We start from the raw sequence: 13,243 nt of genomic DNA, 5'->3' as shown, positions 1-13,243 counted from the left end.
TAAATTACAAAAAACTTCGTATCATATTTTTAAATAAATGTTATAATTTGTGGTTTAAGCAACAGCCTCTTTGTAAGTTATTAGACACCTTTCTCTAGCCATTTTGTGATCAACAATGGGTTGTGGATAGGTTAATTCGTTGATATCTTTTACCCAAGTATTGATATATTCCAGTTTTTTGTCAAACTTGGTTACCTGAGTTGTAGGATTAAATATGCGAAAATATGGTGCTGCATCTACTCCAGAACCAGCCGCCCATTGCCAGTTACCTACATTAGCGGACATATCATAATCTAAAAGTTTTTCTGCAAAATACGTTTCGCCCCATCTCCAGTCTATAAGAAGGTGCTTGCATAAAAAACTGGCAACTAGCATTCTAACACGGTTATGCATATATCCAGTTTCATTTAATTCTCTCATTCCTGCATCTACTAATGGATATCCTGTTTCTCCTTTTTTCCAAGCTTCAAATTCAGTTTCGTTATTGCGCCATTCAATTCGATCATATTTAGGTCTAAAGGCTTTGTTTTTTGTATGAGGAAAATGCCATAGGATTTGCATAAAAAACTCACGCCATATAAGTTCTGACCAGAAAACCTCGTTTTCTTCAGCGATTGCTTTTTTTATCATTTCACGGATACTGACAGTCCCGAAACGTAAATGTGGACCTAATCTAGATGTACCGTTTTTTATCGCAGGAAAATTACGAGTCTCCTCATAATGATTGATAAGATTGGAAGAAACTACATATTTTGGTACGCTAATTTTGGACTTCACAAATCCTAGATCGGATAGAGAAAGGTTTGGTAAGTTTATATCTTTTATAAGATTGTTAAGATGTTTGATCGAATTATGTTCTTCTAATTTAGAAGCATTAAATTTCTCTTTCCACTTATTTTTATATGGAGTATAAACAACATACGGAGAGCCATTAGCTTTTGTAATTTCGTTTTTCTCAAAAATTACTTGATCCTTATAGGTTTTAAACGCTATAGTTTTTTTAGTAAGTAATTTTTTTATTTTTTCATCTCTTTCGGTAGCATAAGGCTCGTAGTCATGATTTGTATATACTTTGTTTACCTCATATTCTGTGATTAAATTTTCGAATACTTCTATTGGGTTGCCATGGAACATTGCGATAGTACTATCGTAGTTATCTTTTAGTTTCTTGGAAATAGTTTGTAATGTACTATGTATAAATGATAATCTAGCGTCATCTTTTGGTAGTTTTTTCAGAATTTCTTTATCGAAAATAAAAATAGGTAAGACTGGCAGGTTGCCCTTTAATGCTTCTTTAAGACCTACATTATCATTTAGTCTTAAATCTCTCCTAAACCAAAAAATGTTTACTTTTTTTGGCATATTAATTTACGTTTAAAGTAGACATTCCACCATCAACTCCTAGTACTTGTCCTGTTATCCAGCTACTATCATCACTTAATAAAAATTTAGCAATATTAGCAATATCTTCTGCTTCTCCTACACGTTTAAGAGGATGTCTTTGATCCATTTTGTCTTTCTTCTTTTCGTTACCTAATAATCTTTTGGCTAGAGGAGTATCTGTTAAAGAAGGGGCGATAACATTAACTCTTAGTTTTGGAGCATATTCTGCGGCTAATGCTTTTGCAAAACCTTCAATAGCACCTTTAGCGGCTGCTACACTTGTATGGAAAGGCATTCCTACTTTAACGGCAACAGTGCTAAAGAAAATTAAACTAGCCTGTTCTGATTTTTTTAATTGAGGAAGAATGGAATGTATGATTTTTACTAAAAACATAAAATTGATTTGCATATCCTCATGAAATGAATCAGGGCTTAGCATAGTAAATGGTTTTAGGTTAATACTTCCGGGACAGTATACAAAACCATCTAATTGATCAGGTAGTTTAGAGGTGTCAATTTCATCGGTAGAAGCATCATATGGAATGTGAGTAACTTCTAAATTACCTAAACTTTGAGAAGTACGTGAAGCTATATAGACATTATGATTACTATAAAGTTTTAAAGCTAATTCAAACCCTATTCCATGGCTACCACCAATAAGTAAAATGTTTTTTCTCATTATGTTGTTTTCTAAATTTTACAGCTATTATGTTTATCTTTTAATCGTTAAAAGTTCCAAATAGCTCAATTAATTTCTTTTCTCTATAATCAAATATTTCTTTTAATTTTGGTTTTACCATAAATGGATGTACCAATTGTCCTAAAATTCCAAAAGGGACTTTATAATCAATAATATCTTCCATTTCTACACCACCAGGAATTTCTTTGATGAAATGTTTATGGTGCCAAAGTGCGTATGGACCAAATCTCTGTTCATCTACAAAGTATTCTTTATCTACTGAATGGGTGATTTCTGTAACCCATTTTGTTTTAATTCCTGCAACAGGAGTAACAATATATTGTATAATTTGTCCAGCATACATTTTTTTTTCTGCTCCGGATAATATTTTGAAACCCATATAATCAGGTGTGATTGTTTTCAAATTGTTTGGATCAGATAAGAAATTCCATGCCTCTTGAAGGGTAATAGGTAAGTTCTGTTTAGTCTTTAACGTGTATATTTTCATTGTATACCTCTTTTAGGTATAAAGGTACAATCATTTTTGTTTAAATTTTAAACAAAAAAGTTAAACAAAACTAAAAATAAGATTCAGCCCAGGATTTTGCTTCGTCCAGATTTTCAAAAAAAGCAAATGACTTGTCAAATAACTTTTGTTCGATAATTGCCTTATCACGTTCTGTTTTTTTCTTTGAGACAATTGCTAACGCCTTCATGTTAGCTAATTGGCCTCGTTTATATATTTCACCAGATACTTCATGATTGTTTTTTCTATTCGAAATCAAAAGAAACTCTTGATTTTTGTAATAAGACTGAAGCTTTTTTCTAATGATGCTAGCTTTGTCTAAAGTTAAATTAACTCCTTCATTTACGGTAACAATAACATACTTCTCGTATAATTCAATAGAACAAAAATCGGTAGTGTGTAGCTGCATTTAAAATACTAATAAGCTATAAATATATGTTAAATAAAGTAAATTTTGAAAAACTTAGAAAGTTTAAGCACTAAGATTTATTGTTAACATTCTTTGCAGCAGTTGTCTGCTTTAATAACTCTACACGTTAAAACTGCCAGTATAGCTCCTATTATTGGGGCGATCATATATAGCCATTGATGTTCCCAATGCCCAGATAATAGAGCTGGTCCCAAAGATCTTGCAGGGTTCATTGATGCGTTTGTCATAGGTCCGGCAAACATAGCTTCTAAAAGAACAACGCCTCCAATTGCTATTCCAGCCATCATTCCTACCTCTTTGGATCCTGTAGATACATTGATGATAACTAACATTAAAAAATAGGTTAAAAGAATCTCAAGAACAAATGCTCTAAGTGCATCGAAAGAAGGAAGTGTACCACCAAGAAACTCGCTTTCTGGAAATAAAAAGAGTAAAATACTACTGGCTGCGATGGCTCCAATACATTGAGACAAAATATATTTAGGTGCTTCTTTCCATTGGAATTTTTTAGCATATGCAAATGCAATAGTTACTGCAGGATTAAAATGTGCTCCAGAGATATCTCCAAAAGCATAAATCATAGCCATCACAATTAATCCCCAAGTAATTGCAATACCTACATGAGTGACATCACCACCGGTAACCTCGTTAATTGTCATGGCTCCTGTTCCACAAAAAACCATTATGAAAGTCCCTATTGCTTCGGATATGTATTTACGCATCATAGAATTATAAATGAGGACAAATATAAGGTTACTTATTTTAAGTTTTTGTTAACTTTTAATGTATGTGTAATTATTAATTTCGTTTCGATTAAACTAATTAAATACTAAATTTAAACACAATGAAAAAGATCATCTTATTTGTATCAGCGGCCTTACTATCGTTAGGTGTTGATGCACAGGTTAAAGTTCCTCAACCTAGCCCTCTTTCTAAAATAGAACAAGTAGTTGGATTAACGGATGTTGCCATCGAATATTCCCGTCCAAGCATGAAAGGTCGTACTATTTTTGGAAATTTAGTTCCTTATGATAAATTATGGAGAACAGGAGCTAATAAGAATACTCAAATTACATTTGGAGATGATGTAAAAGTAGGAGGCGCTGAATTGAAGAAAGGAACGTATGCTATTTTTACTAAACCTGGTAAAGAAAACTGGGAAGTTATGTTTTATAGCGATGCAAATAACTGGGGTACTCCACGTGAGTGGGATGATAGTAAAGTTGCTGCTAAAATAACTGTAAAGTCTACAAAAATACCGATGAATGTAGAAACATTTACTATTATGTTAAGTGATTTTACTATGGATAGTGCACATATCAATATTTTATGGGAAAATACAGAAGCTGCTATCAAGTTAGAAGTACCTTCTAAAAAGAAAGCGGCGGAGAGTATAGAACTAGTTATGGCAGGACCATCTCATAATGATCACTATCAAGCAGCAACATTTTATAAAGAAACTGGAGATTTAGATAAGGCTAAAGCACATATCGAAAAAGCTGTAGCGGGTAGAGCAGATGCATTCTGGTATCACAGACAACATTCTTTAATTCTTGCTAAAAGCGGAGATAAAGCTGGTGCAATAAAAGCAGCAAAAACTTCGTTAGAGTTAGCAGAGAAAGCTAAAAATGCTGATTACGTAAAGCTAAACAAAGACTCCCTTGCAGAGTGGGGAGCTAAATAACACTCTTTTTTTTCACACAAATCGAAAAGCGCTCTAAATAATAGAGCGCTTTTTTGTTGTTGATATCTAACGATCAGCGCAAAAACTAGGTTGACTATTAGAACAACATCTATTGTCTATAAGGGGATTTTCCAAACATTCTTCATATTCTACTATCCAAGGCCTTCGTACTGGATTTTCACTTTTTACGGACTTTTGCTTATTTTTTGATCTTTCTAAATTTTGATTTAATGTTATAGACAATCCATCTATACTTGTTCGTGTTAGGGTTAAGCGAAATGTTATTGTGCAGAATGATTTTTTCTTAATGTTTTTGGAATAAATAGATAACTGTAAAATATATTATTATCTAAGTATAGTTCAGACCAATTTTATCTCGAACACTATCTAATAGCTTGATTAGCTCTAAGCTTTTTTCAAAAGACATGATATTACTTTCTATGTTTCCTTCTGTTATCATTTCCTGAACGTGTATTGCTTCATAATTATAACCATTAGTTGTTACCGGGAATTCATGTAATTCAGAAACTCCATTTTTAGTAATTGTAATAGAAGAAGGTTCATGAAAACGACTATGTATGGCGATTGTTCCTTTTTCTAATTCAATAACTGCTTCTGTATTGGTTTTTTCAGTAACAGAAGAATATAAAAAAGCTCCTATATTATTTGGGTAGGAGAGTTGCATCGTACAGTTTTCATCAATACCGGTTTTCCCAAATGTAGCTTTTGCTTCAATATTTTCTGGATATCCTAATAAGCTTAATGCTGCGAATAATGGATAGATTCCCACATCAAATAGACTTCCTCCTCCAAGTTCTTTTTTAAATATTCTACTTTCCGGATTAAACTCGCTTGCAAAACCAAAATCAGCTTTTAAATTTTTTATTTTACCAAGTTCATGAGATGTAACAATTTTTAATACATATTTATAATGAGGTAAGAAGTATGTCCATAAGGCTTCCATAAGAAATGTATTATTATTTCTTGCTACAGCAATCATTTCTGTTACTTGTTCTAAATTTAAAGCAAAAGGTTTTTCACATAACACAGCTTTTTTAGCGTTTAGACACATTAGGGTGTTTTTATGATGAAAAACATGAGGAGTTGCTATATAGATTATATCAATTTCTGGATTGGAAATAAGTTCGGTGTAACTGCCATAACAACTAAATGCATTATATATATTACCAAAATCTTTTGCTTTTTTAAGATTTCTACTAGCTACAGCGAATAAGTTTGCATTAGGCACGGTAAGTAAATCTTCTGCAAACTTATGTGCTATTTTACCGCACCCAATAATTCCCCAATTATATTTTTTGTCTTTATCCATTAATTATAGGTTTTATGATTTTTTAGGGGTATTCTCCCTCTTTTTTTATATACAAATGATTATAAATAATTAATTTTTATTGAAATATAATGCTGATTTTTTTATAAATCATTTAATTCTTTAAATTAAATATAAAACACTTAAGTATAAGGTCTAAAGTTTTTGATGTCTTATTTTTTATTGGTAAATTTAAAACACTCACTTTAAAACCAAACCATTATGAATAACCAAATTACGTTTAGGGAATCACCTAATCGTCAAACACATACGCTTCGTTTGAGTCGTATGAAGGATGAACTCACAGCCATGCTTACTGATTTACATTCTTATCGATGTGAGCCTTGCACGCCTGATATGCATAAACAATTTTTAGAATTGGATCATAATGGTAGAAAGCTTTCACAAACTATTAATAAAGCTTCGGATTTATTAAAGGATTCTGTTCAGTTCTCTAAAGAAATAGGGGATGAAGTTTTTGGAGTAATTAAGAAATATCATAAGTTTCAAGAAAATCTATCCTCGTATAGATCAGAGGCTATAGTACATCACTAAACTTAGTGAAAATAATATTCTATTAAGGCCTCGATCAGTCGTATCGAGGTTTTTTATTAAAGATTTGTTTTGGAATATAAAAATTTAAAGCGTTTTTGAAGTAATTATGATAAAATTAGTTGCTAAAAGATTGAAAGTTAACAGGATCAAACTTACCTTCAATTGTTTTATAACTTTTGTATATAATACCAATTATAAATCAAGTGTTTTATTATTGTTGAGCTGCTAGTAATTCTTATATTTGAAAACGTAAAATAATTCATATCATTAATAGATGATGTGAGATACCAAAAAAATATTATAGAGCGAATGAATCTCTTACAAGGTAAAACTGCCATTATCACGGGTGCTACACGTGGTATTGGAAAAGGAATAGCACAAGTTTTTGCAAAACAAGGTGCCAACGTTGCATTTACATATAGTTCTTCTGTAGACGCTGCAACGGATTTAGAAAAAGAATTAAACGGTTTAGGTATTAAAGCAAAAGCATATCAAAGTAATGCTGCAAGCTTTGAAGAATCCGAAAGTTTAGTAAAAGATGTTTTAGAAACTTTTGGAAGTATAGATATATTGGTTAATAACGCAGGTATTACAAAAGATAACTTGCTTATGAGAATGAGTGAAGACGATTTTGATAAAGTTATCGAGGTTAATCTTAAGAGTGTTTTTAACATGACTAAAGCAGTTCAGCGAACAATGCTTAAGCAACGAAAAGGAAGTATCATTAATATGAGTTCTGTTGTTGGGGTAAAAGGAAATGCTGGTCAAGCTAATTATGCGGCATCTAAAGCGGGTATTATTGGTTTTTCTAAATCAGTTGCCTTAGAACTTGGTTCGAGAAACATTAGAAGTAATGTGATTGCTCCTGGTTTTATCGAAACTGAAATGACTGGGAAATTAGATGAGAAGGTAGTGGATGAATGGAGAAAAGCAATTCCCTTGAAAAGGGGAGGAGCTCCCGAAGATATTGCAAATGCTTGTCTGTTTTTAGCTAGTGATTTAAGTGGATATGTTACTGGTCAGGTTCTTAATGTAGACGGAGGAATGCTTACCTAAAATGAATTTTCCGAAATTACGATTTACGATTTTTTGGATAGTTTTTTAATAAGTTTAAGATCTTTTAAATTTAATGTGATTATTTTCAATTTTCAAAATAAACTATTTAAGAGTGAGAAATCAATGATTTCTTGATAAGATTCTTAGATAGTAATTAATAAGAATGCAGATACAAAATATAGGATTGATTATAGCAGCAGGAGTAATTGCCATAGTTATTGCGCTATTTCAATATATGTACAAAGCAAAAAACAGAAATAAAAAAAATCTGTTTTTTGCTTTTTTACGTTTTCTTAGCATTTTTGCGTTATTAATATTGTTGATTAATCCAACATTTCGAAAGAATACTTATTATATAGAGAAACCTACCTTGGTTTTTGCAGTGGATAATTCTTCTTCTATAAAACATCTTAAGCAAGATGAACAAGTATCACAATTTATTGGTAGAATTAAAGACAATCCAGAACTTAAAGAAAGATTTGATGTAAAATATTATTCTTTTTCAGACGTATTAAAAGATAGTTTAGGCTTAACATTTGATGAAAAGCAAACAAATATCTCGGAAGCATTAGAAAGTTTAGATCAAATCTATAAAAATACAAATGCTCCTACGGTATTGATTACCGATGGTAACCAAACGTATGGAAGGGACTATCAATTTAGTAGTGTTAATTATAAACAACAGGTTTATCCAATAGTTATAGGTGATACAACGGTAGTAACAGATACCAAGATCCAACAACTTAATGTAAATAAGTATGCATATCTTAAAAATAAGTTCCCTGTAGAGGTTATTCTTACTTATTCTGGAACAGGTAATATAAATACAAGTTTTGAAATAAGATCTGGTAAAAATATTGTTTATTCTAAGCCTGTTTCTTTTTCCGAAGAAAATAATTCTACAGTTATTAATTTTACACTCCCAGCTAGCTCAGCTGGTGTTTTAAAATATAGTGCTCGATTAGCACCAATAGAAAATGAGAAAAATGTAATTAATAATAAGAAAGATTTTGCTGTAGAGGTAATAGATCAAAAGACAAATGTTTTATTGATTAGTGATTTAACTCATCCAGATTTGGGAGCTATTAAAAAAAGTATCGAAAGTAACGAAAGAAGAAGCCTTACAATTAGTAGGCCATCAGAAGTAAAAGATATTGAAGAGTATCAACTTATTATTTTATATCAACCAAATGCAAGATTTAGAGCGGTATATGAAAAGATAAAAACTGCTAGGAAAAATTATTTTACGATAACTGGTTCTAAGACTGATTGGGTTTTTCTAAATAAATCACAAAATGTATATAGGCAAGAAATAACTAGGCAAACAGAATACTATTTGCCAAGATTCAACCCTAACTACGGAACATTTTTGTTAGAAGATATCGGTTTTAATGACTATCCTCCTTTGATAGGAACTTTTGGAGAGATACATATGAAATCATCTTATGATGTGTTATTACAAAGAAATATAGGAAACATAAAAACCGGTGAACCCTTGTTAGCCACTATAGAGGATAATGGGGTTAGAGAAGCAATTTTATTTGGAGAAGGTATATGGAGGTGGAGAGCACAGTCGTATTTGGATAATAAAAGTTTTGAAAGTTTTGATGATTTTTTCGGTAGGCTCGTTCAATATCTAGCATCTAATAAACAAAAAAGTAGACTTAATACGATTTCTGAATCATTTTATTATGGAAATTCTAGTATAAAGGTAAAAGCGGAATATTTCACTAAAAATTATGAATTTGATCGCAGGGGTAATTTAAATATAGTAGTAAAAAATAAAGATACAGAAGCATCACAGACAATCCCAATGTTATTAAAAAACAGTTCATATGAAGCCGATCTCAGTAGTTTTGCTTCTGGAAATTATGAATATACAGTAGTGGTTGTGGGTGAAAATATTTCACGATCTGGGAGTTTTAGTATTTTGGATTATGATGTAGAACAACAATTACTTAATGCAGATGTAACAAAACTTAGACAAGTTGCGACTAATACTAAAGGAACTGCCTATTTTATGAATCAAATAGATGGCTTAGTGAGTGATCTGATTGAAGATCAGAGGTATCAAGCAATTCAAAAGAGCAAAGAAAATATTGTATCTTTAATAGATTGGACATACCTTTTGATGATAATTATATTATTATTAAGCATTGAGTGGTTTATGAGGAAATATAATGGGCTTATTTAAAAATTAAAAACTATACACATATATCATGGAAAAATTACCTAAAATAGGGTTGCCTATTCTTATAATTATTGTACTAACGATTGTCTTTATTTCTAAATCAACAGAAACCATTGGCTCAGGAGAAGCTGGAGTGTTGTATAAAACATTCGGTGGGGGAGTTGTAACTGATAAAGCACCTCTTGGAGAAGGGTTTCATCTCGTGTTGCCTTGGGATAAAGTAATTGTTTACGAAGTAAGACAGCAGGAAGTCTTCGAAAAGATGCAAGTACTATCGTCTAATGGTCTAGAAATAAAATTAGACGCTTCGGCTTGGTTTCAACCGGATTATGCTAAACTTGGGTTGTTACATCAACAAAAGGGAGAAAATTATGTTCAACGAGTTTTATTACCGACCATACGTTCTGCAGCACGTAGTGTAGTGGGAAGGTATACGCCAGAACAATTATACTCAAGTAAAAGAGATGCTATCCAGAAAGAAATCTTTGAAGAGACTAAGAAAATTGTAGGGAATCAATATATTCAGTTAAATGAGGTATTAGTGCGTGATGTAACATTACCGCCAACAATTAAGGAAGCTATCGAAAGAAAACTTAAACAAGAGCAAGAGGCATTAGAATACGAGTTTAGATTAGAAAAAGCTAAGAAAGAGGCAGAAAGACAGAAAATTGATGCTGAAGGTAAAGCGATAGCAAATCAAATTCTTAGTGCTTCTCTAACGGATAAGATTCTTAAGGAAAAAGGAATAGAAGCTACTCTTGAATTAGCAAAATCTTCTAATTCTAAGGTTGTTATTGTAGGTTCTGGAAAAGACGGGATGCCTTTAATCTTAGGTAATCAATAAATAAACCCTTTTCTGTAAATAATTACTGCCACTATATTTAATATAAATATAGTGGCTTTTTTTATGCTCTCTTACTACTCTTAGTAAGAGATTTTTGTGGGAATAATACTCTTAAATGGTTTTGATACAGTGAGTTGTGTTTTAAAAAAATGTGGTTTATAAGTATGAAATTTAAAAAAAAATGTATTTTTATCTGTATAATAAGTCAGTTAGTCTTTTATCTCCTAGATTAAGGTAAGAATATTTTTACAACCCTTGTTTTATGATTGAACATAATAATATCTTATCCAAAATTCAATATTTACTTGATAAATCCTACGAGTTTAGGGTTAATAATTTAAAAGAGAGTATGAGATTGGCTAATGAGGCATTGTTATTAAGTCAAGAAGTTAATCATATAGAGTATATTGGAAAAAGCCTAAATATGTTATCTCTGTTTAACATGATTTGTGGCAAAGGTAGTATCGCCTTAGACTATGCAGAGAAAGCTATAGTTTGTTTTAGATTATTAAAAGACGATAGAGGAGTAGCTGATGCCAAATATAGTATTGCAGGTATTTATTATAAAACCAATGATTATCATCTCGGAATGATCTATCTTATTGATGCTTTGGTAATTTATCAAAAGTATGATGATTGGTATAATGTATCTAGGACTCAGAAATCTCTAGGTACAATCTATGAAATTCTAGGAGATGAAAATAATGCTATTGAAGCCTATAAAATAGCTATAAAAGCAGCCAAAAAATGTAAAAGTAAAAACCTAGAATCTAATGTGTATAATCCAATGTCCGGGATTTTGTTAAAAAAAGACAAACCTGTAAAAGCTTCAAGGATGATTAATAAATCTATAAAGCTTAAACAAGAAACTGGAGATGAAAGAGGGTTAGCTTTTGCGATTTATGGACGTGGAAAAGTTTTTTATTATTATAAAGAATATGTAAAAGCAAATAAAGATTTTTTAGAAGCATTAGAAATACATAAAAAGTATAACGAAGTTTTTGGAATAGGAATGTCTAAGCAAAAAATCGCTCAATTACATTTAGAAATAGGTGATAGACAAAAAGCGAAATTTTTACTAAAGGAAGTGATTGCACACGGAGATAAATACAACCTTTCTAGAACTAAATTCAAAGCATGTCATCTTCTTTATCAGTTATATAAAACCGAAAATAAGCATAAGAAATCACTAAAATATTTAGAGAGTTATTTAAAAGAAAAGGATAAATCTATTAATTCTCAGACGCTAAAAGTAATTGAGAATTATGAACGTATTTCTAAAATTAAATACGAACAACAAGAAGAGGGATTAAAGAGAGAGAAAGAGGCAATTGTTTTAAAAGAAAAACAAGCTGAGGAAACTGCAAAGATGAGACAAGAGTTTTTATCGGCAATGAGTCATGAAATAAGAACACCTTTAAATGCAGTTACAAGTATTATTTCGATGTTAAAAGAGAGGGCGGATGAGGATGATCAAAAATTACTTGTTTCGTTGCAGTTTTCTTCTAAAAATTTGATGCGCATTATTAATGATATCTTGGATTTTTCTAAGTTGGATTCCAACAAGATGGAGTTGGAAATACATGCAGCTAATTTTGAAGAACTAATAAATAATATTAGGGATACTTATCTAGGAATGGCTTTAGAAAAAGGTATAGAACTAAACGTTCATATTGATGATAAGTTAACTAAATTTTATTTACTTGATGAAACTAAGTTATTTCAGATTCTTGGAAACCTTGTAAGTAATGCCATAAAATATACTAATACAGGAGCAGTTGATATAAATATTAAATTGATTTCTTCTAAAGGTAGAAAAGATAAAATTTCTTTTAGTGTTAAGGATACAGGTGTAGGTATAGCTAAGAAAGAACAGTCTAGATTATTTGATAGTTTTTACATACCGTCTACTATTACAACTAGAAATAATGGCGGAACTGGATTAGGTTTAGCAATAGTCAAGAAAATTGTAGAGTTATATGGCAGTAGTGTTTTATTAATAAGTGAAAAAGGAAAAGGTTCTACATTTACGTTTGATTTAGTCTTGGAAAAAGCTGAGGAGATTATTAAAATTGATCAAAAGCAAACGGATCAGTTACAGGGTAAAATAGCAATTCTTGCAGAAGATAATGAAGTAAATGCTTTGGTAATGGGGCAGCTACTGAAGAAATGGGGAGTTAAAATTGAAAGAGTTAAAAATGGATATGATGCCGTACAGATAGCTAATAAAGTAAAAGTAGACTTTATTTTAATGGATATTCATATGCCAGAAATGAATGGTTTTGATGCTGCTAAGTTGATAAAAGATTCAAAAAACAAAAATAACCATACCCCTATATATGCCCTTACCGCGGATGTTACTGCTATAAATAATGAGGATTATTTGAATTATTTTGATGGTTTTTTATGGAAACCACTACAAATAGATAGACTTTTTGATACATTAGTTAAGAAAAAAAAGGTATAGTTTTTCTTTTTTTTTTGTACTGTACTTTATGATTCCTGTAACAATTAATATGTTTTATGTACTAATAAATAAAATATATTTATGAGTTACTTCTTCATTAC

Annotated in this window: 12 protein-coding genes; 6 read left to right on the top strand and 6 right to left on the bottom strand. The window is 31.0% G+C overall.

Annotated elements, in window-relative coordinates; translation table 11 throughout:
• Positions 1 to 54 precede the first annotated feature (54 nt).
• From D1815_RS06825 to D1815_RS06805, 5 genes are all read right to left on the bottom strand, one after another.
• Complete coding sequence (locus D1815_RS06825; RefSeq protein ID WP_027391166.1) at positions 55 to 1,362, bottom strand: deoxyribodipyrimidine photo-lyase; 1,308 nt, start codon at positions 1,360 to 1,362, stop codon at positions 55 to 57.
• Position 1,363: 1 nt separating this feature from the next.
• A complete protein-coding gene (locus D1815_RS06820) occupies positions 1,364 to 2,062 on the bottom strand; it encodes an SDR family NAD(P)-dependent oxidoreductase (protein WP_027391167.1) in 699 nt (232 codons plus the stop codon).
• 40 nt (positions 2,063 to 2,102) lie between these two features.
• Positions 2,103 to 2,570 (bottom strand): SRPBCC family protein, encoded by a 468-nt coding sequence (locus tag D1815_RS06815; RefSeq protein WP_118386427.1) that lies wholly within the window; start codon positions 2,568 to 2,570, stop codon positions 2,103 to 2,105.
• Positions 2,571 to 2,640: 70 nt separating this feature from the next.
• Positions 2,641 to 2,997 carry a hypothetical protein gene (locus tag D1815_RS06810; protein WP_118386426.1) on the bottom strand — a complete coding sequence of 119 codons (357 nt, stop codon included), beginning with the start codon at positions 2,995 to 2,997 and terminating at the stop codon, positions 2,641 to 2,643.
• A gap of 83 nt (positions 2,998 to 3,080) precedes the next feature.
• On the bottom strand, positions 3,081 to 3,740 hold the full coding sequence (locus D1815_RS06805; protein WP_118389907.1) for an MIP/aquaporin family protein: 660 nt from the start codon (positions 3,738 to 3,740) through the stop codon (positions 3,081 to 3,083).
• A gap of 122 nt (positions 3,741 to 3,862) precedes the next feature.
• Here D1815_RS06805 and D1815_RS06800 point away from each other — a divergent pair, with 122 nt between their 5' ends.
• Positions 3,863 to 4,702, top strand: coding sequence for a DUF2911 domain-containing protein (locus D1815_RS06800; protein WP_027391171.1), 840 nt, complete (start codon positions 3,863 to 3,865; stop codon positions 4,700 to 4,702).
• A 349-nt stretch (positions 4,703 to 5,051) separates the two neighbouring features.
• Here the strand turns inward: D1815_RS06800 and D1815_RS06795 are convergent, their stop codons facing one another.
• Positions 5,052 to 6,032, bottom strand: a complete 981-nt coding sequence (locus D1815_RS06795; RefSeq protein WP_118386425.1) for a Gfo/Idh/MocA family protein — start codon at positions 6,030 to 6,032, stop codon at positions 5,052 to 5,054.
• Between the two features lie 219 nt (positions 6,033 to 6,251).
• Here D1815_RS06795 and D1815_RS06790 point away from each other — a divergent pair, with 219 nt between their 5' ends.
• The 5 genes from D1815_RS06790 to D1815_RS06770 all read left to right on the top strand — a co-directional run bounded on the left by D1815_RS06790 (position 6,252) and on the right by D1815_RS06770 (position 13,142).
• A complete protein-coding gene (locus D1815_RS06790; RefSeq protein WP_027391173.1) occupies positions 6,252 to 6,584 on the top strand; it encodes a hypothetical protein in 333 nt (110 codons plus the stop codon).
• Between the two features lie 309 nt (positions 6,585 to 6,893).
• Positions 6,894 to 7,640, top strand: coding sequence for a 3-oxoacyl-[acyl-carrier-protein] reductase (gene fabG / locus D1815_RS06785; RefSeq protein WP_027391174.1), 747 nt, complete (start codon positions 6,894 to 6,896; stop codon positions 7,638 to 7,640).
• A 163-nt stretch (positions 7,641 to 7,803) separates the two neighbouring features.
• On the top strand, positions 7,804 to 9,834 hold the full coding sequence (locus D1815_RS06780; RefSeq protein WP_118386424.1) for a VWA domain-containing protein: 2,031 nt from the start codon (positions 7,804 to 7,806) through the stop codon (positions 9,832 to 9,834).
• A gap of 25 nt (positions 9,835 to 9,859) precedes the next feature.
• Positions 9,860 to 10,675: a prohibitin family protein gene (locus tag D1815_RS06775; RefSeq protein ID WP_118386423.1), complete on the top strand. Its 816-nt coding sequence runs from the start codon at positions 9,860 to 9,862 to the stop codon at positions 10,673 to 10,675.
• A 262-nt stretch (positions 10,676 to 10,937) separates the two neighbouring features.
• Complete coding sequence (locus tag D1815_RS06770) at positions 10,938 to 13,142, top strand: ATP-binding protein (protein WP_118386422.1); 2,205 nt, start codon at positions 10,938 to 10,940, stop codon at positions 13,140 to 13,142.
• Positions 13,143 to 13,243 lie beyond the last annotated feature (101 nt).

The sequence above is a fragment of the Aquimarina sp. AD1 genome (genome assembly GCF_003443695.1).
In the GTDB taxonomy this organism is placed as follows: domain Bacteria; phylum Bacteroidota; class Bacteroidia; order Flavobacteriales; family Flavobacteriaceae; genus Aquimarina; species Aquimarina latercula.
The sequence above is the reverse complement of the archived record's forward strand: the minus strand, read 5'-3'. Positions and strand labels throughout refer to the sequence as shown.